This window comes from Arthrobacter woluwensis (assembly GCF_900105345.1).
In the GTDB taxonomy this organism is placed as follows: Bacteria; Actinomycetota; Actinomycetes; order Actinomycetales; family Micrococcaceae; genus Arthrobacter_E; species Arthrobacter_E woluwensis.
On record NZ_FNSN01000003.1, the window covers coordinates 3,121,791 to 3,145,730 of the forward strand.

The following is a 23,940-nucleotide window of genomic DNA, read 5'->3' on the forward strand; positions in this document are numbered from 1 at the left end:
GAACATCATGAAGCAGCTTTCGCGCGCCCGGATCACCGCCACGGCCGCCCTCTCGCTCACCGCGGCACTCGCCCTCAGCGCCTGCGGAGGCGCATCTCAGGCCGGCACCGGCACCGCCTCCGCGGGCGGCGCCTCCGCCACGTGCCCCAACGGTGAGATCAAGTTCGGCATCGAACCCTACGAGGCCCCGGACAAGCTGATCCCGGCCTACAACGTCCTGGCGGACGCCCTCTCCAAGAAGCTCAACTGCCCCGTCAAGGTCCAGGTGGTCGACGACTACGCCGCCGAAGTCCTCGCCATGCGCAACGGCAAGCTCGACCTGGGCGAGTTCGGCCCGCTGGGCTTCGTCTTCGCCAGCCAGCAGGCCGGCGCCGAGCCCCTGGCCTCCTTCGCGACGGCGGACAAGAAGCTCTCGAGCTACAAGGCCGGCATCTGGGTGCCCAAGGACAGCCCGCTGAAGTCCATCGGCGACCTCAAGGGCAAGACGCTTGCCCTCGGCTCCAACGGTTCCACCTCCGGCGACGCCCTCCCCCGCTACGCCCTGCAGAAGGCCGGAATCGCGGAGAAGGACGTCAAGCTGGACTACGCCGGCGGCCACCCGGAAGCGCTGCTCGCGCTGAAGAACGGCAAGGTCGACGCGGCCGAGATCAACACGCAGACCCTGGCCACAGCCACCAAGGAAGGCACCTTCAAGGCCGCCGATTTCCGTCAGATCTGGGCCTCCGACCCGATCCCGAACGACCCGATCACGGTCCGCAAGGACGCCGACCCGGCGTTCAAGAAGGCCGTCGCGGAGGCACTGCTGCAGCTCGACACGAAGGACGTCGCCAAGGTCGGCGCCTTCCTCGACGTGACCCCTCCCGGCCCCATGGTGGCCGTCACCAAGGACGACTACCAGCCCCTCTTCGACCTCGCCACCGCCCTCAACCTCACCGAGAAGAACCTCTGATGACCGGCCCGCTGCTTGAGGTGACCTCCCTCGCCAAATCGTTCGGCGGCCGGAAGGTCCTGGACGGCGTCGACTTCACGGTCGCCGCCGGGGAGCTCGTCGCCTTCCTCGGGGCCAACGGCTCAGGCAAGTCCACGACGCTGCGCTGCGTCATGGGCATCACCGAGCCGGACGCCGGGACCATCAAGCTGGGCGGGCAGGACCTCGGCCTGCTGCAGGGCCGTGCCCTGCAGCAGGCGCGCGGCAAGGCGGCCATGATCTTCCAGAAGATCCACCTGGTCCCCCGCCGCACCGCGCTGGAGAACGTCTGCACCGGCGCCCTCGCCCGGATGAGCACCGGCCGCAGTCTCAGCCCGCTCTTCTTCCCGGACGCCGTTCTGGAGGAGGCCATGGAATGCCTCGATCGCGTGGGCCTCGCGGACCGCGCCCACGACCGCGTGAGCCGCCTGTCCGGCGGGCAGCAGCAGCGCGTGGCCGTCGCCCGTGCCCTGTGCCAGCGGGCCGACGTGGTGCTGGCCGACGAACCGGTCTCCGCCCTCGACCCCCACGCTGCCGAGCAGGTCATGCAGCTGCTCGCGGGCCTGGCTCATGAGCACGGCCTCGCCGTGGCGGCCGTCCTCCACCAGCCGGACCTCGCGCTGCGCCATGCGGACCGCGCCATCGGCCTGATGAACGGCCGCATGGTGTTCGACTCCCCCGTGTCCGGGCTGGGCCCCGCTCAGCTGGACCACCTCTACGCACCGGACAGGAAGGTGGCGGCATGAGCGCGCCGACCCTGAAGCCCGTGGCCACGCGGCCCGGAAAGTCTCCGCGGCCTGCCCTGCGCGGGCGGAAGCACTGGCTTCGCTGGACGGTGGTGGCCGCCGTCGTCGTGTTCCTCCATGTCCTGGCCATCCAGGGCACCGACTTCCAGCCGCAGCTGCTGGTGGACGGCTGGAAGGGCATGGCCCAGTTCCTCGCGGACGCGTTCCCCCCGGACCTGAACTGGGAGAAGACCATCAAGCCCGGCCTGGACGCCACGCTCGTGACGCTCTGGATCGGCCTGCTGGGGACGACCTTCTCCATTCCGACGGCCCTCCTGCTCGCCGTGCTCGGCGCCCGCACCACCAGCCCCGCGGGCTGGGTCTACCAAGTGGCCCGCGCCATCCTGTCCTTCTTCCGCGCGGTTCCGGACATCGTGTTCGCGCTGATCTTCGTGACGGCGGTCGGCCTGGGCCCGTTCCCCGGCGTGCTGGCGCTGATCTGCCACAACACCGGCGTCATGGGCAAGCTGTGGGCGGAGGCGATGGAGGAGATCGACGCCGGCCCGCAGGAGGCCCTGCGCGCGGCCGGCGCCAACCGGATCCAGCAGGTGGCCAATGCGACGCTGCCGATGGTGGTGCCCCAGTTCGTCGGTCTGCTGCTCTACCGCTTCGACGTCAACGTCCGCTCCTCGCTCGTGCTCGGTCTCGTGGGCGCGGGTGGCATCGGGCTGCTCATCAACCAGTCCATCAAGACGTTCCGCTTCGACGCCATGCTGACGCACATCATCATCGTGCTCGTCCTGATCGTGGTGGTGGATCAGCTCTCCGCCTTCGTCCGCAAGCGCCTGGCGGCCTGAGCGGAAGCGCGCCCACCCGCGCTGTCCACCGCTGCGCTGTTCACCTGCGTGCCGAAGCCATGGACCCGTTCCCCACCGGAGACCCCGGTGCGATGATGGGTCCATGGCTTCCCTCATCCCCCGCCCTTGGCTCCTGTCCCAGGAGGAGCAGAACCCCGCGATCGCCACCGGCCGGACCTTGCGCTGGGGCGTGGTCTCCACGGGCAACATCGCCCGTTCGGTGACGGCCGATCTGGCCCTGCTGGAGGACGCCGAACTGTACGCCGTCAGTTCCCGCACCCAGGCGGCCGCGGACGCCTTCGCGGAAGGGCACGGTTTCGCCGTGGCCTATGGCGACGACGACGGCGTCTTCGGCTACCAGCGCCTCTTCGCCGACCCGGCAGTGGACATCGTCTACGTCGCCACCCCGCACGGCCAGCACTATGAGATCGCCCGCGCCGCGCTGGAGGCCGGTAAGCCCGTCCTGGTGGAGAAGGCGCTGACCATCAACGCCCGCGAAGCCGAAGAGCTCGTCCGGCTCGCCGAGGCGAAGGGCCTCTTCCTCATGGAGGCGATGTGGAGCCGCTTCCTGCCGTCCATCCAGAGGGCTTTCGAGATCGCGGCGAGCGGCGAGCTGGGCACGGTCCACTGGATCTCCGCGGATCTCGGCTTCCCTTGTCCTCCGAATCCGGAGGCCCGCATCTGGGCCCGCCGTGACGGAGGCGGCGCGCTCCTGGACCTCACGGTGTACCCGCTGCTCTGGCCGCTGGGCATCCTCGGGTTCCCCGACGCCGTGGACGCCCGCGGCACCCTCACGGAGCAGGGCGTGGACGCCCAGAACGTCCTGAGTCTCGGTTATTCCGGCGGGGCCATGGCCAGCCTGACCTCGTCGCTGCTGGCGCACGGCCCGCGCAGCGCCACGGTGGCCGGCGACCAGGGGGTCCTCCAGACCTTCGGCTCCGTCAACAACCCGAAGGAACTGCACGTGCGGACCGGCTGGGACCAGGAACGAGTGGAAACGTTCGACACGGTCGGCACCGGCTACACCTACGAACTGCGCGAGGTCACGCGCTGTGTCCAGCAGGGCCTCACGGAGAGTCCCACCATGCCGTGGCGGCAGTCCGTAGACGTGATGCGCCTCTTCGACGGGGTGCGGGCCCAGCTCGGCGTCACCTACCCCAACGACGAGCGCTGAGCACCCTCGCGAAATGACAGTTGGCGCCCCTATCCGCTGTGGATAGGGGCGCCAACTGTTACTTCGCGTGCGGGGTACGGGCTGAGAGGTCAGGCGAGCTGCGCCGCCCGGCCACCACGGCGGCCGAAGAGGAGCGCGTCGAGCGAGAACCGCCCGGCGCCGGCCAGGGCGAGGGCCAGCGAGCCGACGCCGAGGACCAGCACGAGCTCCATGCCGCCCTGATCGACGAAGATCCCGGACCCGCCGTGGACGAGGACGATGGCCCCGAGCATGTCGAGCGCGAGCAGCGCGCCGACCACGCGGGTCACCAGGCCGAGGATGAGCGCGGCACCGCCGATCAGCTCGAGGAAGGCGACGGCCGGGCCGACGATGTCGGCGGCAGGAACGCCCATCTGGCCGAAGGAGCCCTGAACTCCGGGAAGGGTGAAGGTGAAGATCTTCTGCCAGCCATGGGCGAAGAACACGACGCCCAGGGCGATCCGGAGAACGGCCAGAGCGGTGTCGGTGGTGCGGGAGGTGGAAACGGAAGCCATGCGGGGGTCCTCGCTATCGGTGGTCATCGGTCACGGTGGCCTCGGGACGGGGGCGGATCGTTTGAAGCTTCAAGTTCATCCTCGCAAGGACCCGACAAGGCTGTCAACAGTTGTGACACATCCCACGGGCGACACGACATCCCGCGACTCACTCCGGAGACGACGACGGCGGCCGGCCACCTCCCGGAGAAGGTGACCGGCCGCCGTCGTGCCGGAGCCCTGAACGGACCCGCTCAGCCCGTCGCCGGGCGCGGCATGGTGACTAGGCGCCGAAGCCGTCGATCAGTCCGTTGAGCGTGGCCGAGGGACGCATGGCCGCGGTGGCCTTGGCCTCGTCCGGACGGTAGTAACCGCCCAGCTCCACCGGGTGACCCTGCACGGCCAGGAGCTCGGAGACGATGGTCTCCTCCTGGGCGGCGAGAGCCTCGGCCAGCGGGGCGAAGGCCTCGGCCAGGGCGGCGTCGTCCTTCTGCGCGGCGAGCTCCTGCGCCCAGTAGAGGGCCAGGTAGAAGTGCGATCCACGGTTGTCGATGGTGCCGAGCTTGCGGCCCGGGGACTTGTTCTCGAGCAGGAAGGTGCCCGTGGCGCGGTCCAGGGTGTCGGCCAGGACCTTGGCGCCCGGGGTGCCGGCCTGCTCCGCGTAGAGTTCCAGGGACGGGACCAGGGCGAAGAACTCACCGAGGGAGTCCCAGCGCAGGTAGTCCTCGGACACGAGCTGCTGCACGTGCTTCGGAGCGGATCCGCCGGCGCCGGTCTCGAACAGGCCGCCGCCGTTGATGAGCGGCACCACGGAGAGCATCTTCGCGGAGGTGCCCAGTTCGAGGATCGGGAACAGGTCGGTGAGGTAGTCACGCAGCACGTTGCCGGTCACGGAGATGGTGTCCTCGCCACGGCGCAGGCGCTGGACGGTGAACGTGGTGGCCTCCTCCGGGGTGAGGATGCGGATGTCGAGGCCCTCGGTGTCGTGCTCCTTGAGGTACTCGTTGACCTTCGCGATGAGCTGCGCGTCGTGGGCGCGGCTCTCGTCCAGCCAGAACACGGCCGGGGTCTGGGAGGCGCGGGCACGGGTGACGGCCAGCTTGACCCAGTCGCGGACCGGGACGTCCTTGGTCTGGCAGGCACGCCAGATGTCGCCCGGCTCCACGGCGTGCTCCATGAGGACGGTGCCGTCCGAGGAGACGACCTGGACCGTGCCGGCCTTGGCGATCTCGAAGGTCTTGTTGTGGCTGCCGTACTCCTCGGCGGCCTGGGCCATGAGGCCGACGTTCGGCACGGTGCCCATGGTGGTGGGATCGTAGGCGCCGTTCGCACGGCAGTCCTCGATCACGGCCTGGTAGACACCGGCGTAGCTGGAGTCCGGCAGCACCGCGAGGGTGTCGTGCTCCTTGCCGTCCGGGCCCCACATGTGGCCGCCGATGCGGATCATGGCCGGCATGGAGGCGTCCACGATCACGTCGGACGGGACGTGCAGGTTGGTGATGCCCTTGTCCGAGTCGACCATGGCGAGGGCCGGGCCCTCTTCGAGCGCCTTGCTGATGAGGCCGCGGACGTCGTCGCGGATCTCCTCGGGCAGCTCGTCGATGCCGGCCAGGATGGCGGCCAGGCCGTTGTTCGGGCTGAGCTCGGCGGCGGCCAGCTGCTCGCCGTACTTCTCGAAGAGCTCGTGGAAGTAGGCCTTGACCACGTGGCCGAAGATGATCGGGTCGGAGACCTTCATCATGGTGGCCTTGAGGTGGGCGGAGAAGAGGACGCCCTCCTCTTTGGCGCGCTGCACGGCGCCGGCCAGGAACTCGTCCAGGGCCGCGGCACGCATCACGGTGGAGTCGACGACCTCGCCGGCCAGGACCTTGAGGTCCTTCAGGAGGACCTTGACGGAACCGTCCGCGAACACCTCCTGGATGGTCAGGACGTCGTCCTTGGCCAGGGTCACGGACTTCTCGTTGGAGCGGAAGTCGTTCTGGCCCATGGTGGCGACATTGGTCTTGGAGTCGGAGGACCAGGCCCCCATGGAGTGCGGGTTCTTGCGGGCGTAGGTCTTCACGGACAGCGGCGCACGGCGGTCCGAGTTGCCTTCACGCAGGACCGGGTTCACGGCGGAGCCCTTGATCTTGTCGTAGCGCGAACGGATGTCCGTCTCCTCATCGGAGGAGGGGTTGTCCGGGTAGTCCGGCAGCGCGTAGCCCTGGCCCTGGAGCTCGGCGATGGCGGCCTTGAGCTGCGGGATGGAGGCGGAGATGTTCGGAAGCTTGATGATGTTCGCTTCCGGGGTCTTGGCCAGCTGACCCAGCTCGGCGAGGGCGTCCCCGATGCGCTGGTCCTCTTCGAGGAAGTCGCTGAACGCCGCGATGATGCGACCGGAGAGGGAGATGTCCCGGGTCTCGATGTCCACACCCGCGCTGGAGGCGTACGCCCGGACCACCGGAAGGAAGGAATGGGTGGCGAGCATGGGCGCTTCGTCAGTGTGGGTGTAGATGATCTTTGCCATCAGGGCCTCTCCTACTGTTACTGGTTTACCGTCTAAGAATCAGGCTCTCCCAGCGTACTAGCTGGCCTGCGGAGAGCCGGGTCGAGCACTGCGGCAGAGGACGACGGCGGCGCGCGGCCGCCGTCGTCCTCCCGCCGTCAGTGGAAGAAGTGGCGCGAGCCGGTGAAGTACATGGTCACGCCGGCCGCCTGGGCCGCCTCGATGACCTCTTCATCACGCACCGAGCCGCCGGGCTGGACCACGGCACGGACACCGGCGGCCAGCAGGATCTGCAGACCGTCGGCGAAGGGGAAGAAGGCGTCGGACGCGGCCACGGCGCCACGGGCGCGCTCGGGAGCCTCCGTGGCGGACACGTTGGAGGCGCCGCCTGCGGCGTCCACCGTGGATTCGACCGCCACACCGAGCGTGTTCGCGCGCTCGACGGCCAGACGGCAGGAGTCCACGCGGTTGACCTGGCCCATGCCGATGCCGACCGTGCCGCCGTCGCGGGCGAGCAGGATGGCGTTGGACTTGGCGGCCCGGACCGCGCGCCAGGCGAAGACCAGCTCGGCGAGCGTCTTCTCGTCCGCGGCCTCACCGCTGGCGAGGGTCCAGTTCGCGGGATCGTCGCCGTCGGCGTCGATCACGTCGGACATCTGGACGAGCATGCCGCCGGAGACCTGGCGCAGCTCGGCCGGGTAGCGGCCGTAGCCGTCCGGCAGGGCCAGGAGGCGGATGTTCTTCTTCTTGGAGAGGATCTCCACGGCCTCCGGATCGAAGGACGGTGCGATGACCACCTCGGTGAAGATCCCGGCCAGGGTCTCGGCCATGCCCTTGGACACGGCGCGGTTGGCCGCGACGACCCCACCGTACGCGGAGACGGGGTCGCAGGCGTGGGCCTTGCGGTGGGCGTCGGCGATCGGGTCCTCGGCGCCCGGGGTCGCGACGGCGACACCGCACGGGTTGGCGTGCTTGATGATGGCCACGGCGGGCTCGGCGAAGTCGAAGGCGGCGCGCAGGGCGGCGTCGGCGTCCACGAAGTTGTTGTAGCTCATGGCCTTGCCGTGCAGCTGGTCGGCCTGGGCGATGCCGGCCGGGGCGGCCTTGTCCACGTAGAGGGCGGCCTGCTGGTGCGGGTTCTCGCCGTAGCGGAGCACCTCGGAGCGCTCGAGCGAGACGCCGGCGTAGGCGGGCCAGTCGATGACGCCGTCGCCGTCCTCGTCCAGGAACTGCGTGGCGGTCCAGCTGGCCACGGCGTTGTCGTAGCTGGCGGTGTGGGCGAAGGCGCGGGCCGCCAGGACACGGCGCTGCTTGAGGCTGAAACCGCCCTCGGCCGCGGCGGCGATGACCTGCGGGTAGAAGCCCGGATCCGTCACGATCGCGACGGCGGCGTGGTTCTTCGCGGCGGAGCGCACCATGGCGGGGCCTCCGATGTCGATCTGCTCGACCACGTCATCGAGGGCGGCGCCGGACTTGACCGTCTCGACGAAGGGGTACAGGTTCACGACCACCAGATCGAAGGTCTCGATCTCCATCTCGGTCAGGGTGTCCATGTGGGCCGGGACGCGGCGGTCGGCCAGGATGCCGCCGTGGATGCGCGGGTGGAGGGTCTTGACCCGGCCGTCCAGCATCTCCGGGGAGCCGGTGACCTGCTCCACCTCGGTGACGGGGATCCCGAGGGCCGCGATCTTCTTGGCGGTGGAGCCGGTGGAGACCAGTGCCACCCCTGCGGCGTGCAGGCCGCGGGCCAGGTCCTCCAGACCGGTCTTGTCATAGACCGAGATCAGGGCCCGGCGGATGGGAACACGGTCAAGCTGCGTGACGGACACGAATGGCACTCCAAAGTGGCACGGATTCGGCGTACGCAGCCAGCACGGGCCCACGCACGGCGACATCGATTGGCGGGATGAGGCCATTTTATCGCGCGGGACGGTTCATCCCTACCGCGTGACCTGAGGACCTCAGGCGAGGCCGCGAATGATCGAATATGGCGTATCGAGGCTGTTTTCGATCTTGTTCACACAGGACGCGTCATCCTTAACAGTCTGTCGCCCGCGCGAGGGCGGCACTAGTGTGGGTGTGCATGACAGTCTTTCCGGACCAGAGCGACCTCCAGGACCCCGCGTCCTCCCGCCTGCCGGGACATCTGCCCTCCGACTCCGCCGCCCTCGCGTCCCAGCCCGTCGCTGAATCGGGGCCCGTGCTGATCGCCGACATCGGCAAGAGCCGCTGTCGCCTGGAGCTCCGGAGCCATCCCACGGAGGGCACGGAAGTCCTCGCCTCCACCGTCCTGGAGGGGTTCCCCGGCCTGGCCACGGCCGGCGGGGTCAACAACGCCTTCCTCATGATCACGGACGGTTCCGTGCACCTGCGCATCTCCGAGACGGACGGGACGCCGCTCCCCCGGCCCAGCGGCATCGGCGCCGCCATCGCGGGGGTCGCCTCGGATGAGGCCGGATCCCGCGAACTCGCCCACCGGCTGGCCGGGCACTTCTCCGTCCCGGCCGCCGTCATCTCGGACGCCACCGCGGCCCACCTGGGAGCGTTCGGGTCCTCCCCGGGAGCGGCCGTGATCATCGGAACCGGCGCGGTCGTCTTCCGCTTCGACGACGAGGGCACGCTGCACCGCGCCGACGGCTGGGGTCCGCTCCTCGGCGACCGGGGCAGCGGCCGCTGGATCGGCCAGGAGGGCCTCGCCGCCGTCCTGGAGGAGCTCGACGGCGGCCCCGCCACCCTGCTCTCCGACCCGGACGGGCTGCCCGTCCCCGTCCTCGATCTGCCCGGGTGGCTCGGCTCCGTGAGCAACCCGTACCGTGCCATGGGGTCCTTCACGCCCCGCGTGCTCGACGCCGCCGCGGCCGGGGACGCCGTCGCCCTCGGCATCGTGGACCGCGCCTGCGCCCACGTCGCCCGCTCCGTGGGACGCGCACTCGCCTCCGGACCGGCCACGCACCCGGGAGATCCCTCCCGCCGGGTCGCCCTGCTGGGCGGCGTGAGCGACTCCCCGCTGTTCCGGGCCCGGCTCACCTCGGCCCTCAAGAGCGTCGAGGCCACCGTCGTCCCGGCACTCGGGACCGGCCTCGACGGCGCCGCGCTCGCCACCCAGCCGGATCTCCTCCAGGAAAGGTACATCTACCGTGACCAGCCAGCCTGAACCCCAGGATTCCCTCGCGGAACTCCGCGCCCAGCTCCAGGGCCTGTCCACGGAGGCGGCCAATCCTGAGCTGAGTTCCATCGACACCATGACCACGGCGGAACTCGTGAAGGCGATGAACGGCCAGGACGCCCTCGTCGCCGCCGCGGTGGAGCGCGAGCTGGACGCGGTGGCCGCCGCCGTCGACGGGGTGTACGCCAAGCTCGCGACGGGCGGACGCCTGATCTACATCGGCGCAGGCACCGCCGGACGCGTCGGCGTCCTGGACGCCAGCGAGTGTCCTCCCACGTACGGCACCGACCCGGACATGGTGGTCGGCGTGATCGCGGGCGGCCCCCGCGCCATCCGTGAGGCGGTCGAGAACGCGGAGGACGACGCCGAGGCCGGCGCCGCTGACCTGGCGGCCCTCTCGATCGGGGCCGGGGACGCCGTGGTCGGCATCTCCGCGTCGGGCCGGACCCCGTATGTGGTCGGCGCGCTGGAGGCCGCACGGGCCGCGGGCGCCTTCACGGTGGGCCTGGCCTGCAACAGGGACTCGGTCATCGGCGCCACCGCGGAGGTGGCGATCGACGTCGAGGTCGGGCCGGAATTCGTCGCCGGGTCCACTCGGCTGAAGTCCGGCACCGCCCAGAAGCTCGTGGTCAACATGATCAGCACTCTCAGCATGGTCAAGCTCGGCAAGACCTACGGCAACATGATGGTGGACCTCCAAGCCACCAACGCCAAGCTCCGCGCCCGGTCCCAGCGCACCGTGCTCCAGGCCACCGGCTGCTCGGTGGAAGAGGCGTCCGCGGCCCTGGACGCCGCCGGCGGATCGGTGAAGCTGGCCATCCTCATGGTGCTGACCGGGATCGACGCCGACGCCGGCCGGGCGGCGCTGGACGCCGCCGGCGGGCGGCTGCGCCAGGCCGTCGCGCAGGCCTCCTGAGGCCCGGCGATGGAAGTGGCAGGCCCGGCGTACGGGCAGATGGCCGAGGACCACGCGCCGTCGTACGCTCCCCCTCCGCCAGCCCCGCCGCCCCCGCCGAGGAGACGGCGCACCGGGCTCGTGATCACGCTGGTCGCGGTCTGCGTGCTGGGCCTGCTGGCCATCCTCGGCGTGGCCGTCCTCCGGCCTGTGCTCACGGCCGGTTCGGCGGCCCCCGCCCCGCCCCGGTTCCTGATGGCTGAGCTGCCGGGCTACGACGCCGCAGTGGCGGAGACCCGGAACACCGTCAACCGGTACGCGCTCGCGGCGAAGACGGACAAACCCGGATTCCTCCTGCCCGGAACCCCGGCGGGCCGGGACTACGTCCTGGAATTCCAAGCCGATCTCAGCGACCGGCTCGCCGCCCTGCAGAAGATGGGAGAGCGCAGCAGCGAGGACCAAGCGGCCCTGCGAAGGGAACTGACCGCCGCACTGGGCTCCGTGCGATCCCTCGAGAAGAACTACCTGGCCCAGGCGCCCCTGGGGCTGAAGGGCCGGTTCACGGACCCGTCCACCGGCAAGGCCCATGCGTTCGCCGGGACGGCGTCGCCGAAGAAGGAGAACGCCCGGCTCGAAGCGCTCGCGCAGGCATTCGTCCCCGCCTCGGATGCCGACGGCTCGTACATCCCCTCCGCGGAGGCGCTCGTGCGGAGCTTCGGACTGTCGGTGAACTGGGACTTCGCTCAGCTGAAGAAGAGCTGCCCCACCTCGAAGGAACCCGATCAGTATGTCGTCGCGTCCTTCTGCACCGGCGCGCCCCGGGTCATCTACGGCAACCGGGCGACGGCCGCCGCCGATCACGTGTTCTACTCCCCCGTGGTGGTGAGTGTGATGAAGCACGAGCTCTCGCACTACCGGATCACCCAGATCTGCGACACTCCGCAACCGGCCCGGGCGGGCGGCTCCGTGGAGGCCGTGACCAACTCCTACGCCGTCCTGTTCCTGGGCGCGTCGTACGATGATCTCCAGCCGTTCGAAGGCAGCCCTCATCCGGAATACCGGATGACGCCCCAGAGTGACGCCATCGCCAAGAAGCTCCACGCCGGCAGCTGCTCCTGAGCGACGGGCCGCGGCGACCCCGAGCACATGAAGGAGCCGTCAGGACATCATGAACAGCCACCCCACCGTCCCCCGTGGTGATCTGCTCATCCAGGAGTTGCCCTGGCGCTGGCGCGTGCAGGGCAAGATCTTCCTCATCGGCGGCCTCGGCTTCATGTTCGACGCCTGGGACGTGACCCTCAACGGCATCCTCATCCCCCTCGTCGGGAAGGAATGGGGCCTCGGTCCTGCGGACGCCGCGTGGGTGGGCACGGCGAACCTGGTGGGCATGGCCCTCGGAGCGTTCCTCTGGGGCACCATCGCGGACACCCTCGGGCGGAAGAAGGCCTTCACGGCGACGCTCCTGATGTTCTCCCTGTTCACGGTGGCCGGCGCTCTCGCCCCCGACTTCGCCTGGTTCTGCGCCTTCCGCTTCCTGGCCGGGTTCGGGCTGGGTGGCTGCATCCCCGTGGACTACGCCCTGGTGGGCGAGTTCACCCCCACCAGGCACCGCGGCCGTGTCCTCACCGCCATGGACGCCTGGTGGCCGCTCGGAGCCGCGCTGTGCGGGGTCATCTCGGCGTGGCTCGTGGGGACCTGGCACGATTGGCGCCTCACGATGCTGGTCATGGTGCTCCCGGCGTTCCTGGTGTTCTGGATCCGGCGCGGCGTCCCGGAGTCTCCGCTCTTCCTCGTCAACAAGGGACGCAACCGTGAGGCGGCCGCCGTCATCGACCGGCTGGTGGAGGACACCGGCGCCCCGGAACGCCCCTACACCCTGCCCGAGGCGCGCCCACTCCCCCGTCTGACGGCCCGCGGCGTGTGGGTTCAGCTCACCGCCCTCTGGCGCTTCGACTGGCGGATCACCGCCACGTCCTGGGCCCTGTTCCTCACCATCCTGCTGGTGTACTACCTGTCGCTGACCTGGATGCCCAAGATCCTGATCGGCGCCGGGTTCGCGGACTTCCGGGCGTTCCTCACCACCGCGGGGATGGCCGCCGTGGGCCTGCTCGGCGTGCTCGTGGCGGCGCTCCTGGTGGAGCGCGTCGGACGGCGCTGGATCCTCGCCGTGACCGGACCGCTCTCCGGGCTGCTGCTGGTCCTGGTGTCGTTCGCTCTGGGCGATCCCGTGCTGGCGGTGGTGTGGCTCCTGGTGTTCGGCTTCGTCGTGCAGATCGCCATCCCCGTGCTGTACACCTACGTGTCAGAGCTGTACCCGACGTCCCTGCGCGCCAGCGGCTTCGGCTGGGCCTCCACCATCTCGCGGCTCGGCGCCGGCTTCGGTCCGTTGCTCTTCGCCGGCTACTTCTGGCCGCAGTGGGGCCTGGCGAACACCTTCCTGGCCGCCACGCTGCTGGTGGTGCTGGCCGTCGCCGCGATGGCGCGCGTGGCCCCGGAGACCGCCGCCCGCCGCCTGGGCTGACCTTCGGCCGCTGCTCTCGCCGCTGTCGTCGTGCCAGGAACGTCACCTGCGGCATCACGACGGCGGCCGCCACGGTCCGCCGTCCGCCCGGCGGCCGCACCAGCCGGCTCAGTCCTTCCGGCCGAGGCTCCTGGCCAGGGCCACGGCCTCCCGGGTGGAGACGTCCGGCAGGTACGCCTTGCCCAGCGCGACGCCGATGCCCGGCAGGGCCAGCACGTCCTGGTACGCCATGGACAGCGTGACGTACTCGGGGTGGAACTTGGCTTTGAACCGGAACAGCGAACTGAAGCCGTACGCCGGCTCGAGGGTCCGTGAGAGCCAGGCCAGGAACACGTCCATGCCCGCGACGTCCTCCGGCTCCTCGGCGCCGGGCGCGGCCGGCTTGGTGGCGAGCGGCGCCCCGGAGAGGCTCATGTAGCGGCATCCCTCGTCCCGCATGTGCAGGGCGGCGGAGGCGATCAGGAATTCCATGACCCCGTTGAACGACTCCGGCGAGCGCCGCATGAAGTCGAGCGTCCACCCGATGATCTCCCCGTCCTGGTACATGGGCATCCAGGAGGTGACGGCCTCGATCCGGCCGTCCTCGGCGAGCGCGAGCATGAGCCTGACGTCGGGATCCCGGAGCTCGTCCAGCCCACCGAGGGTGAAGCCCATCTCCGGCAGGTCGCTCTCCGCGACCCAGGCCTCGGAGATGGCGGCGATCTCCGTGGTGGCGGCGAACGGAAGCTCGGCCCAGGAGGTCCACACCGTGGTCTTGCCCTCGCGGACGGCCTTGTTGAGCGCCGTCCGGACACTCTGCCAGTGCTTGCCCTTCATCGAGAAGTCGGCCGTGTGCACCACGGTCTCCTCCCCCACGGACATGTGGTGCCAGCCGAGGTCCTCGAACACCGGAAGGTACTGGGGGTGGATCGAGTAGAACACCGGGGTCCAGTTGTGCTCGTCGCAGAACGCCAGGAACTCCCGGATCGTCTCCTCCGCCCGGTGAGGGGCGCACACGGGGTCGCCCAGGGCGATCGCGTTGCCGTTCACCACGCGGTACGGGAGGGCGCCCTCGCCGTCGCGGGTGAACCACGGGGTGTTGCCCTCCCAGGTGCCCATGTGGCCCAGCGAGCCGCCGCCGTGGCGCCGCAGGAGCGCGCGGAAGGCGTCGGCGTCGTGCGCCATGGCCAGGCGGGGCGACCGCGAGAGGACCCAGACCACCAGAGCGGCGAAGAGCGCCCAGAAGACGGGGCCGCACCACTGGAAGGCCCAGCTGACCGCCGAATGCCGGGGCATGACCGCATGGGTGGGGCGCCCCAGGAAGTGGGGCGGGATGAAGCGCCGCGGCGCTTCGAGGATGACCTGCCAGGGGCTGGTGTGCGGCACGATCGCCGCGAGATTCACCAAGGCGGAGAAGATGTACGCGGCGGTCAGCACGACGAAACCGGCACCGAGCACGAGCCAGAACCGGCGCACCGCCCCGCGGGGCGCCCGGATCCCGAAGTGCTTCCGGGTGGCCACCAGCATGATCAGCGAGCCGACCGGCACGAGGGCCGCCGTGACCACCCAGATGACGAGCTCCGAGGCATCGAAGGGGCGGTGCGACGGCGAGCCGCCCTGGGCGATGACGCGCACGACACCGAAGGAGCCGGGCGCGAAGAGCAGGATGGCGGAGTTCACGCTCACGGCGAGCCACCAGCCGAAACGGCGGCCGCGGTACAGACCCCAGGCCGCGAGGCCGAGGAGCACCACGGGCACGAACGACATCACGAACATGCCCGGACCCTGGGAACCGAGCCGTGCCAGCTGACGGATGCACTGCCGGGTGATCGGCATGTCCCCCCGGCACACGGCCGTGAGGGTGGAGGGGTCGATCGGGTCGTTCATGAAGAGATAGGACCCGAAGGCGAACGGTGTCAGATCGGTGCTGCCGAGGAACGCGACGATGGGTCCGACGGCCGTGACGAGCACGACGGCGGCCACGAGGGTGCGCGTCTCACGGTGCGAGCTGTGCAGCACCTTCACGGTGAGCGGCTTGCTGCGCGGCGCCAGCAGGACCCCGAGCGGCAGGCCGACGAGCACTGCGACCAGCCGGTACAGATCCTCCGGATCGCCCGAGTACAGGAGGAAGATCAGCATGAACGCGAACAGCACCACCCGGATGCGACGGCGCCACAGGGCACCCATCGACCCGGTCGCGGCGGCGATCGCGCCGATCACGCCGGTGAGCGGGTCCATCGTGATGGCGGTCGACGCCCCGGTGGACCACCATTCCCAGGTCAGCGTGCCCAGCCACTGCAGGAGCACGCCGAGGGTTCCGGCGATCAGGCCGGTCGCGAAGAAGGCGAGCGCCGCCTTCCGGGTCCCGAGGGTGCGCTCCGCCAGGCCGAGGAGGAGCACGGCGCCGAGCATCGCCACCACGGTGCCCATGACGTCCTGCGGGATGAGCAGGGCGGACAGCGGGGTCCACCACTTGCCCGCGTCGAGGGTGGTGTCCACGCCCAGGCCCCAGGAGTCCTTGACGGCGTTGATGTTGCCGTGGAACACCGTCGCGCTGAGGATGCTGGTGGCCAGGAAGACCGCGGCCATCAGGAAGGAGAAGGGGATGCGGCGGAAGAAGCCGTCCAGCCACTCCTTGGTGTCCCGCAGGCGGCCGGTGGGCGGCTGCGTCAGGAGCTCGGGTGCGGCCCCCGCCCCCTGGGGCGAGGATTCCGGGACTTCGCCGCCCGGGGTCGTCTTATCGTTCACCGCTTGAACCTGTTCGTCCGGGCGGTCCTGCCGAGGACCGGTCCTTCATTGATCACGAGACCGGGAACGCTCATGGCGCCGCGAGCCCCCATCGGGAGTAGAGGACGTTGAACGCCTCGGTCAGGCCGCCGACCACGGCGCCGGAGACGTGTCCGGCCCCGGGCACGATGTAGAAGGTGCCCTTGATGCCCACGGACTCGGCGGTCGCGAGCGACCGTTTGGCCGCCCCGATGTACTTCGGGTCCTCACTTCCGGCCGTGTACACGGCGACCGTGTCCGGGTAGTGGCGGTGGGCCTTCATGATGTTGCGGGGCTTGACCGCGTTGTAGGCCGCCTGGTTCCCGTTGAAGGCCGTGGCCAGGGTGTAGCCGGCCTTCTCCGAGCCCTGGAACTCCTCCCCCGAGATGGAGGCGTAGCTGCCGAAGTCCTTCGGGTACTTGGTGCCGAAGTACGCCGCGCAGACCCCGCCGTTGGAGTACCCCATGAAGGTCCAGTACTTGCGGTCCTTCTGGATCGGCAGATTGGCGCGTGCCCAGGGCACCACGTCCTTCATGATGTAGGTCTCCACCTGCCCGCGGGAGGTGTTGAGGCAGAGCGGATCCTTCATCGGATCGCCCAGCTGGTCCACGACCAGGATCACGGGCGCCAGGCCGTGGTGCTTGGCCGCCATGGCGTTGGCCACGGACGCGATCGACGTCGGATCAGGGCTGCCCGGCTGACCCATCATCATGATGACGAACGGCAGGAGCGGCGGGTTCTTCACGAGCGCGGCCGGCGGCAGGTAGAGGCCGGGCCAGCGGGCCGGGAAATGGGAGTGCGCGGCCGGGATCGGGGCCGGGGTCTTCCCCTGCTGCCCTTCCGTCGGCATGCCCGCCGGCGCCACCCAGTGCTTGTAGAGCGCCTCGGTGGAGTCGGTGGTGTTCCATTCGCTCTTGGGGGCCACCCGCACCACGTTCGCCGTGTCGATCTCCAGGAGCGACGCGAGCGTCGGGTTGAGCCCGTAGGCCGCGTTGATCTGGAACGCCGCGGTGATCAGGAAGACGACGACGGACACCCCCGCGATCACGCTGCGCCACCAGCGGCCGCCCCTCAGATTGAGAATGGCCAGGACCACACCCGCGAATGCCGCAGGCGCCCAGAACCAGACCTCATTCAGGAACGGCTCGCCGAAGGTGTTGTCCACGTCCTGCAGGTACCAGAGGAGCCCGAGGCCGATCCCCAGGCCCAGCAGAAGGCCGCCTGCCGCGTAGAGGAACCACCGGGCGCGGCGGTGCTTGAACACGAGGTACAGGAGGAAGACGATGCTGAGCGCGCTCCAGGCCAGGAGGAATTTCGGTCCGATGATGACCGTGTCCAGGACATGCTTCCAGAAGTCCAAGGCCACTCCCTGAGTACTGTGTTCCGACGCTGAGTGCGCGTCGGCCCATCAAGAACAATGGGTGCGTTCTGAGGCGCGCGCTGTAATTTATAGCAAGCCGTGCTGAACAATCGCTGACAGTGTGCTGACAAGCAGCCGCCGTTCCACGACCTTGATCCGTTCGTGCAGTTCGGCTTCCGTCTCGCCGTCGAGGACGGCCACTGCTTCCTGCGCGACGATGGGCCCCGTGTCGACGCCGGCGTCGGCCCAGTGCACGGTGCAGCCGGTCACCTTGACCCCGTACGCGAGCGCGTCCCGGACGCCATGCGCTCCGGGGAAGGCCGGCAGCAGTGCGGGGTGGGTGTTGAGGTAGCGGCCCTGGAAGGTGTCGATGAACGCCGCGGAGACGATCCGCATGAAGCCGGAGGACAGCACGAGATCCGGGGCGTAGGACGAGACCACACGCGTCAGCTCCGCATCCCACTCCGCGCGGTCCGCGTAGTCACGGAAGTTCACGGTGAAGGCGGGGATGCCGGCTTCACGGGCCCGGACGAGGCCGTAGGCGTCGGGGCGGTCGGAGCCGACGGCCGCGATCTCCAGGTCCAGCTCGCCCTGTGCCACCGCGTCGATGACGGCTTGAAGATTCGATCCGCTCCCGGACACCAAGACCACAATTCGCATGGTCCAAGAGTATCCAGTGCGGATCGCCGCCCCGAATCCGCTCAGGGCGATGTCAGGCTGGCCACATACGGCACGGTTCCCGGCGCGGCGAGGCCCATTCTCGGGTAGAGCCATTGCAGGGTCTTCTCGATCCCGCCGTCGAGCCCGGTGTGGGAGTGGTCGCCATGCGGGACGATGTAGAGCGAGGTGTCCATGCCGGCCTTCTTCGCCGCCGCCGTGTACGCCTGAGCGGCGGGGAGGAAGACGCCGTCGTTCTGGCCGACGGTGAAGATCGCCCTGGTGTCGCGGTACGGGGCCCGCTTCGCCATGATGTTCATCGGTCTGACGGCGTTGTACGCGGCCTGGTCACCGTGGAAGACGTCGCGGAGCACTTCGGCGCTGTGATCCGAACCCTGGAAGGCCTCCGCCCCCAGACCGGCGAAACTCCCGAACACCTGCGGGTACTTCGACCCGAAGTAGGCCGCGCAGGACCCGCCGTTGGAATAGCCGACGATCGCCCAGTCCTTCCGGTCCTGGCGCACCGGCAGGTTGTTCCTGATCCACGGCACGACGTCCTTCATCATGTACGTCTCCACCTTGCCCATGGAGGTGTCGAGGCAGAGGGGGTCGAGGCTCGGGTCGCTCAACTGGTCCACGCCCACCACGATGGGCCCCAAGCCGTGATGCTGTGCCGCGTAGGCGTTGACCGCGTAGCCCATCAGCCGTGCGTCGGGGTGGCCGGGCTGACCCAGCATGAAGATGATGACCGGCAGCCGTGGAGGGTTCTTCACCAGTGCGGCGGGCGGCAGATACAGGGCTGACCACCGGGCCGGGAAGCCGGAATGCGCTGCGGGGATGTACCGGGGGGTCGTGCCGATCTGCCCGACGGCAGGCAGATCCGCCGGAGCCTTCCACTCCTCGTACAGAGGACGCTGGAGATTCTCGCTCTTCCAGTGATCCTTGCCGGCGACCTCGAGCGGATTGGCGGTGTTGATGTTCAGCAGCGCGCCGAGCGTCGGGTTGAGCCCGTATGCCGCGTTGATCTGGAACGCCGCCGTCGCGGTGAAGAGCAGGACTCCGACCACGGCCACGGCCTTGCGCCACCAGCGGCTGCGCCTGAGGTTCAGCACGGCCAGGGCCAGGCCGGCGAACACCGCGGCGGACCACAGCCACACCGGAAGGATGATGCCGTCGCCGAAGGCGTCCTGGACCGTGATCAGCCACCACGCCACGAGCCATCCGAGCCCGGCCCCCGCCACGAGGGCGAGGAGCGCCTTCACGAACCAGCGGACGTTCCACTCTTTGAACAGCAGGTAGAGCACGACGGCGGCGCTGAGCACCGACCACACCAGCAGGAAGCCGTCACCGAGGATGTCCGCGTTGAGCAGCTGTTTGAAGAATTCCATGCCGGTGGCCTTTCCGTCGCAGGCGGCCTGAACGTCCGCCCAAGGAATTGTGCACCTGACGTCCTGAAAGTTCCCTGGAGGTCACCCGGGAGGATCTCCTGCGGCACCCCGCCCGGCAGCCCGCCCCGTGCTGTCCGCGCGGTCAGCGCCGTCGCTCAGTCGGCGGACTTGCTCGCGGAGAACGACTCGCTCATCCGGCGGGAGGGGGCGTCGTCGTACCCGCTCAGCTGCTCACGTTCCAGCCACGGCGCCACCGAGTGTCCGATCACGACGCCGACCGCCACCTCGCAGGCGACGTACAGCGCCGTCTGCAGCGGCGGCGCACCCAGATGGCTGAGCCGCCCCAGGCCCAGCGATCCGCTGGTCATCCACGCCAGGACCATCGCGACCGCGCCGGTCACCACGCCGACGGCGGCCGCCAGCACGAGGGTGGACGCCGGCATGGTGAACCAGCGGGCCTTGACGCGGATGGAGAGCCATTCGTCGAAGTGGTTCTCACCTTCGCGGAGGAACCACCACCCGGCGAGGACACCCGCGACGACGGGGACCGCCAGCGCGACGAAACCGAACGGCAGGGGGCCGGTGGGCAGGGCCGCCAGGACCGGCACCGCCGGGACGGGTCCCACCGCGGTGCCGAGCGCGCCGGCGGTCGAGCCCACCCCGAGGGTGATGCCCGCGCCGCTGAGCCACGCCAGCGAGTACACCACCAGATGAGGCAGATAGCCCAGCTGCGCCAGGGTCAGTCCGGCGCCGCCGGGGATGCCGCCTCCGAGGCCTTCGTAGACACTGACGACGTCGGCCCAGTGTGCCACCAGCGTCACGGCCAACATCAGCGCGGCGAGCGAGAGGGCGGCCATCGCCGCCAGGAAACCGGCGCGGACGACGGTCCAGAGGTAGGACCCCGCCCAGCGCGAGTGCTGACTGGTCCGGGAGATCCAGTCGACCGCCTCGACCCCGATCAGCCGGGACCACGAACGGGATTCGCGCCGCGCTCCGAGGACCAGGCCGAGGAACACGGGCAGCAGCGGGATCAGGGCCGCCTGCACCAGGTTGATCCGCACGTCCACCGTGCCGCAGACGAAGGCGGTGGCGAAGGAGAACGCCCCGTAGACGAGCAAGGCGCCCAGCGCCGCCTGCCAGAGCTGGTCCGAGTAGGAGGCGCGGGCCAGGCGTTTGCCCGCACGCCACGAGAGGGCGAACGGGATCAGCGCGAGCCCCCACGGCAGGAGGGTCAGCGGCCCGCCCAGATCCTGCGACGCGGCGTTCCCGGCATAGAGGTGGACGCTCAGCGGGACCCCGTGAATGAGGAGCCAGGCCTGCCCGGCCAGCCGCGCCATGAAGTCGGGTCCGGTGGGACCGAACCCGCCGGTCGCCCACACCCAGAGCACCGGCAGCAGCACGAGCAGCGCGGAGATGATCGCGGCCTGGGCGGCCTCGAGCCCGCCTTGCAGCCACAAGGGCATGGGAAGGCCACGGTTTCCGCTCTGATCTGCACGCAATTTCATCCCTTCCATCCTGCCACGCCGGGGGCTGCGCGGGCGTGAGGCGCCGACGTCGGACGGCCGGGTCCGGACTGCCCGTTAACCCAAGCTTTCCTTTCCGGCCAGCTCAGGGATGCGCCGCGGTCAGGAGCGGCGCGCACCGTGGAAAGCGTGAGGATCGCAATCGTGGCAGAGTCCTTCCTGCCCTTGATGAACGGTGTGACGCACTCGATCCTGAGGGTTCTGGATCATCTTCAGGAACGGGGCGACGACGTTCTGGTCATCGCCCCCTCCTCCGGCGCCGAGGAATCCCCTGCGAAGGTCTCCGGAGCGGCCGTCCACCGGCTGCCCGCGGTCCCCCTGGCCGGCTACACGAACGTGCGAGTGGCTCTGGGAGGTGTCAACCGGGTCAAGAGAATCCTTGCCGGTTTCGCCCCCGACGTGGTGCATCTCGCCTCGCCGTTCGTGCTCGGGTGGAGGGCCGTGCAGGCCGCGCAGCAGCTGGGGATCCCGACCGTCGCCGTGTACCAGACGGAGGTCCCGGGCTACGCGGCACGCTACGGGGTGCCGTTCCTGGAGAACTGGGCCTGGCAGCGCGTGGAGGACATCCACCTCCTCTCCTCCCGCACCCTGGCCCCGTCCACCTTCGCCAGGGACCAGCTGCAGGGCCGCGGGATCCCGAGGGTCCACCTCTGGCGGCGCGGCGTCGACACCCGGCGCTTCCACCCCTCCAAGCGCGACGACGCGTGGCGGCGCTCCGTGGCCCCTCACGGCGAGCGCATCATCGGCTTCGTCGGCCGGCTCGCGGTGGAGAAACAGGTGGAGGATCTGCAGGTCCTGGCGGACCTGCCCGGGACCCGCCTCGTGATCGTCGGCGAAGGCCCGCAGCGCGAGGCACTCGAGAAGCTCCTGCCCGGCGCCGTCTTCACCGGCTTCCAAGGCGGCGAGGACCTGGCCCGATTGGTGGCCTCCTTCGACCTCTTCGTGCACCCCGGCGAATTCGAGACCTTCTGCCAGACCATCCAGGAGGCCATGGCGTCCGGGGTTCCGGTCGTGGCGACCGGCCGAGGCGGCCCGCTCGACCTCGTGGACAACTCGCGGACCGGCTGGCTGTACCAGCCGGGCGACCTCGCGCAGCTCCGCGGCCATGCCGCCGATCTGCTCGGCGATGACGTCAAGCGGCAGGCATTCGCCCGTACGGCACTGCAGAGCGTGCAGGGCAGGACCTGGGAGGCGATCGGCCGCGAACTCGTGACGCACTACGAGGCGGCCCGCGACGCCGGAGTCCCCCGCCTCCCCGCACCGAGCCTCGCTTTGCGGGCGGCCGCGCGGGAAGGCGCCGTCCGGTCCTGGGCCCGTTCGCTCGTCGAACCGCCCGCTGTCTTCCGGAGTCCCCGCGCCCAGACGGCGACGGCGCCCTGGGCACAGCATCGCACCGAACCATCCAAGAAGAACCGCTGAGAAGCAGAGGAGCCGGAACATGAAGATCTCCGTCATTGGCTGCGGGTACCTGGGCGCCGTTCATGCCGCCACGCTGGCGTCGATGGGCCACCAGGTGGTGGGCATCGACACGGACGAGGCGAAGGTCCGTCAGCTCTCCCGGGGTCAGTCACCCTTCTACGAACCCGGTCTGGACGAACTGCTGCTCCACGGGACGGCGGACGGCTCTCTGACGTTCTCCTCGGATTTCGCCGCCGTGGCCGATTGCGAGGTCCATTTCCTGTGCGTCGGGACGCCGCAGTCCAAGACCGGCGAGGGCGCCGACCTGGGCTATCTGCTGTCCGCCACGCGCGAGGTGGTCGCCCACGCACCCGCTGGAGCGGTGCTCGCCGGGAAGTCCACGGTCCCGGTCGGGACGGTGGACATGCTGGGTGAACTCGTCGCTCAGGGTGATGACCTGGTCCTGGCCTGGAATCCGGAGTTCCTCCGGCAGGGCACCGCGGTCAAGGACTCCCTGGTCCCGGACCGTCTCGTCTACGGTGTCGCGGGCCGCAGCGGCGACACCGCGGTGCGGGCGCTCGACGAGGTCTACGCCCCGCTCCTCTCGGCCGGCGTGCCGCGTCTCGTGTGCAGTTACGCGACGGCGGAGCTGATCAAGTCGGCGTCCAACGCGTATCTCGCCACGAAGCTCTCCTTCATCAACGCGATCGCCGAGCTGTGCGACGCCGCGGGCGCCGACGTCGTCGAACTCGCCTCGGCCATGGGGCTGGATCCGCGGATCGGCGCGCGGTACCTGCATGCCGGGCTCGGATTCGGCGGCGGATGCCTGCCGAAGGACATCCGCAGCCTGCGGACGCAGGCGCGAAGCCTGGGTGTCTCCAGCCTCGAGGACTGGATGGGCACGGTGGACGGGATCAATCAGGCACAGCGTGTGCGCAGTGTCGACGCGGCGGCAGACCTCCTCGGCGGTTCCGTGGCGGGCCGGCAGATCACGGTGCTGGGCGCGTCCTTCAAACCGGACACGGACGACATCCGGGACTCCCCCGCCATGGACGTGTCGGTACGGCTGGCCGAAGCCGGCGCGCACGTCACGGTCACGGACCCGCGAGCCATCAACAACGCCTGGCTGCGGTTCCCCCAGTTGCGCTTCGAACTCCGTCCGATGGCCGCGCTCGAGGGGGCCGAGCTGGTGGTGCTCGCCACCGAGTGGGAGGAGTACCGGTCGCTCGACCCGGTCCGCACCGCTTCCGTCGTCCGCCGCAGGCTCCTGCTGGACACCCGCAATGCTCTCGACGCGGCTCAGTGGTCGGCCGCCGGCTGGACCGTTCACGGCCTCGGCGCGCGTCCCCGGCTGGCAGGCGCCGGAGCCGAAGCCGTCAGCCCGGCCCTGTCCTGAGCTGAGAGCGGCACGCCGGACCGGGCCCGGCGTCGGCGTTCCGGGTGCGGCATCGGCGGACCGGGTGCGGCCGGCCCCGAGCGGATCCCCGCGACCCCGTGCGGTCCTCCTCGGTCCGCCTCTACCGGACTCGTCCGGCCCCTTCGAAGTGGCCTCACCGGCCCCTGAGGA

18 protein-coding genes are annotated in these 23,940 nt (G+C 69.9%); 10 read left to right on the plus strand and 8 right to left on the minus strand.

The features are described from left to right. The first annotated feature begins 7 nt into the window (after window positions 1-7). From BLV63_RS14775 to BLV63_RS14790, 4 genes are all read left to right on the plus strand, one after another. Window positions 8-949 (plus strand): phosphate/phosphite/phosphonate ABC transporter substrate-binding protein, encoded by a 942-nt coding sequence (locus BLV63_RS14775; protein ID WP_066214413.1) that lies wholly within the window; start codon window positions 8-10, stop codon window positions 947-949. Further along, window positions 949-1,713 carry a phosphonate ABC transporter ATP-binding protein gene (locus BLV63_RS14780; protein ID WP_066214411.1) on the plus strand — a complete coding sequence of 255 codons (765 nt, stop codon included), beginning with the start codon at window positions 949-951 and terminating at the stop codon, window positions 1,711-1,713. Before BLV63_RS14775 ends, BLV63_RS14780 begins: the two co-directional genes overlap by 1 nt. After that, window positions 1,710-2,549: a phosphonate ABC transporter, permease protein PhnE gene (phnE, locus tag BLV63_RS14785; protein WP_066214409.1), complete on the plus strand. Its 840-nt coding sequence runs from the start codon at window positions 1,710-1,712 to the stop codon at window positions 2,547-2,549. The genes BLV63_RS14780 and phnE overlap by 4 nt, the downstream gene beginning before the upstream one ends. A 103-nt stretch (window positions 2,550-2,652) precedes the next feature. Beyond that, a complete protein-coding gene (locus BLV63_RS14790) occupies window positions 2,653-3,723 on the plus strand; it encodes a Gfo/Idh/MocA family protein (RefSeq protein ID WP_066214407.1) in 1,071 nt (356 codons plus the stop codon). 89 nt (window positions 3,724-3,812) lie between these two features. Here the strand turns inward: BLV63_RS14790 and BLV63_RS14795 are convergent, their stop codons facing one another. The 3 genes from BLV63_RS14795 to purH form a co-directional block, all read right to left on the minus strand. Beyond that, on the minus strand, window positions 3,813-4,256 hold the full coding sequence (locus BLV63_RS14795; RefSeq protein WP_066214405.1) for a DoxX family protein: 444 nt from the start codon (window positions 4,254-4,256) through the stop codon (window positions 3,813-3,815). A 262-nt stretch (window positions 4,257-4,518) separates the two neighbouring features. Next, window positions 4,519-6,741: an NADP-dependent isocitrate dehydrogenase gene (locus tag BLV63_RS14800; RefSeq protein ID WP_066214401.1), complete on the minus strand. Its 2,223-nt coding sequence runs from the start codon at window positions 6,739-6,741 to the stop codon at window positions 4,519-4,521. A gap of 137 nt (window positions 6,742-6,878) precedes the next feature. Next, a complete protein-coding gene (gene purH, locus BLV63_RS14805; RefSeq protein ID WP_066214400.1) occupies window positions 6,879-8,549 on the minus strand; it encodes a bifunctional phosphoribosylaminoimidazolecarboxamide formyltransferase/IMP cyclohydrolase in 1,671 nt (556 codons plus the stop codon). Between the two features lie 254 nt (window positions 8,550-8,803). On the opposite strand from purH, the gene BLV63_RS14810 reads away from it, so the two are divergent. Genes BLV63_RS14810 through BLV63_RS14825 form a run of 4 tightly spaced genes read left to right on the plus strand, consistent with a single transcriptional unit; the run spans window position 8,804 to window position 13,302 of the window. After that, window positions 8,804-9,874 carry an N-acetylglucosamine kinase gene (locus BLV63_RS14810; RefSeq protein WP_082724155.1) on the plus strand — a complete coding sequence of 357 codons (1,071 nt, stop codon included), beginning with the start codon at window positions 8,804-8,806 and terminating at the stop codon, window positions 9,872-9,874. Continuing rightward, a complete protein-coding gene (murQ, locus tag BLV63_RS14815; RefSeq protein ID WP_066214398.1) occupies window positions 9,858-10,802 on the plus strand; it encodes an N-acetylmuramic acid 6-phosphate etherase in 945 nt (314 codons plus the stop codon). The genes BLV63_RS14810 and murQ overlap by 17 nt, the downstream gene beginning before the upstream one ends. A gap of 9 nt (window positions 10,803-10,811) precedes the next feature. Further along, window positions 10,812-11,900, plus strand: a complete 1,089-nt coding sequence (locus BLV63_RS14820; protein WP_139244709.1) for a hypothetical protein — start codon at window positions 10,812-10,814, stop codon at window positions 11,898-11,900. 49 nt (window positions 11,901-11,949) lie between these two features. Then, window positions 11,950-13,302, plus strand: a complete 1,353-nt coding sequence (locus BLV63_RS14825) for an MFS transporter (RefSeq protein ID WP_066214394.1) — start codon at window positions 11,950-11,952, stop codon at window positions 13,300-13,302. A 108-nt stretch (window positions 13,303-13,410) separates the two neighbouring features. Here the strand turns inward: BLV63_RS14825 and BLV63_RS14830 are convergent, their stop codons facing one another. The 5 genes from BLV63_RS14830 to BLV63_RS14850 all read right to left on the minus strand — a co-directional run bounded on the left by BLV63_RS14830 (window position 13,411) and on the right by BLV63_RS14850 (window position 20,957). After that, a complete protein-coding gene (locus tag BLV63_RS14830; RefSeq protein WP_066214392.1) occupies window positions 13,411-16,029 on the minus strand; it encodes a phosphatidylglycerol lysyltransferase domain-containing protein in 2,619 nt (872 codons plus the stop codon). A 70-nt stretch (window positions 16,030-16,099) separates the two neighbouring features. Next, window positions 16,100-17,407 (minus strand): alpha/beta hydrolase, encoded by a 1,308-nt coding sequence (locus BLV63_RS14835; RefSeq protein ID WP_074784351.1) that lies wholly within the window; start codon window positions 17,405-17,407, stop codon window positions 16,100-16,102. Between the two features lie 87 nt (window positions 17,408-17,494). Continuing rightward, window positions 17,495-18,067 (minus strand): phosphoribosylglycinamide formyltransferase, encoded by a 573-nt coding sequence (gene purN, locus BLV63_RS14840; protein WP_066214390.1) that lies wholly within the window; start codon window positions 18,065-18,067, stop codon window positions 17,495-17,497. A 41-nt stretch (window positions 18,068-18,108) separates the two neighbouring features. Then, the gene (locus BLV63_RS14845; RefSeq protein ID WP_066214388.1) at window positions 18,109-19,452 is read right to left on the minus strand and encodes an alpha/beta hydrolase; all 1,344 of its coding nucleotides are present in this window, start codon (window positions 19,450-19,452) and stop codon (window positions 18,109-18,111) included. Window positions 19,453-19,607: 155 nt separating this feature from the next. Further along, window positions 19,608-20,957 (minus strand): cell division protein PerM, encoded by a 1,350-nt coding sequence (locus tag BLV63_RS14850; RefSeq protein WP_066214387.1) that lies wholly within the window; start codon window positions 20,955-20,957, stop codon window positions 19,608-19,610. Window positions 20,958-21,104: 147 nt separating this feature from the next. On the opposite strand from BLV63_RS14850, the gene BLV63_RS14855 reads away from it, so the two are divergent. Continuing rightward, on the plus strand, window positions 21,105-22,394 hold the full coding sequence (locus tag BLV63_RS14855) for a glycosyltransferase family 4 protein (RefSeq protein WP_082724170.1): 1,290 nt from the start codon (window positions 21,105-21,107) through the stop codon (window positions 22,392-22,394). Between the two features lie 19 nt (window positions 22,395-22,413). Then, the gene (locus BLV63_RS14860) at window positions 22,414-23,769 is read left to right on the plus strand and encodes a UDP-glucose dehydrogenase family protein (protein ID WP_066214384.1); all 1,356 of its coding nucleotides are present in this window, start codon (window positions 22,414-22,416) and stop codon (window positions 23,767-23,769) included. Window positions 23,770-23,940: the final 171 nt, after the last annotated feature.

Excerpts from the sequence above, each read along its gene's own strand:
- phnE (WP_066214409.1), top strand. The coding sequence starts at position 1,710 with ATGAGCGCGCCGACCCTGAAGCCCGTGGCCACGCGGCCCGGAAAGTCT.
- BLV63_RS14800 (WP_066214401.1), bottom strand. The coding sequence starts at position 6,741 with ATGGCAAAGATCATCTACACCCACACTGACGAAGCGCCCATGCTCGCC.
- BLV63_RS14825 (WP_066214394.1), top strand. The coding sequence starts at position 11,950 with ATGAACAGCCACCCCACCGTCCCCCGTGGTGATCTGCTCATCCAGGAG.
- BLV63_RS14795 (WP_066214405.1), bottom strand. The coding sequence starts at position 4,256 with ATGGCTTCCGTTTCCACCTCCCGCACCACCGACACCGCTCTGGCCGTT.
- BLV63_RS14780 (WP_066214411.1), top strand. The coding sequence starts at position 949 with ATGACCGGCCCGCTGCTTGAGGTGACCTCCCTCGCCAAATCGTTCGGC.
- BLV63_RS14850 (WP_066214387.1), bottom strand. The coding sequence starts at position 20,957 with ATGAAATTGCGTGCAGATCAGAGCGGAAACCGTGGCCTTCCCATGCCC.
- BLV63_RS14790 (WP_066214407.1), top strand. The coding sequence starts at position 2,653 with ATGGCTTCCCTCATCCCCCGCCCTTGGCTCCTGTCCCAGGAGGAGCAG.
- BLV63_RS14860 (WP_066214384.1), top strand. The coding sequence starts at position 22,414 with ATGAAGATCTCCGTCATTGGCTGCGGGTACCTGGGCGCCGTTCATGCC.
- BLV63_RS14820 (WP_139244709.1), top strand. The coding sequence starts at position 10,812 with ATGGAAGTGGCAGGCCCGGCGTACGGGCAGATGGCCGAGGACCACGCG.
- BLV63_RS14810 (WP_082724155.1), top strand. The coding sequence starts at position 8,804 with ATGACAGTCTTTCCGGACCAGAGCGACCTCCAGGACCCCGCGTCCTCC.
- purN (WP_066214390.1), bottom strand. The coding sequence starts at position 18,067 with ATGCGAATTGTGGTCTTGGTGTCCGGGAGCGGATCGAATCTTCAAGCC.
- BLV63_RS14845 (WP_066214388.1), bottom strand. The coding sequence starts at position 19,452 with ATGGAATTCTTCAAACAGCTGCTCAACGCGGACATCCTCGGTGACGGC.
- BLV63_RS14775 (WP_066214413.1), top strand. The coding sequence starts at position 8 with ATGAAGCAGCTTTCGCGCGCCCGGATCACCGCCACGGCCGCCCTCTCG.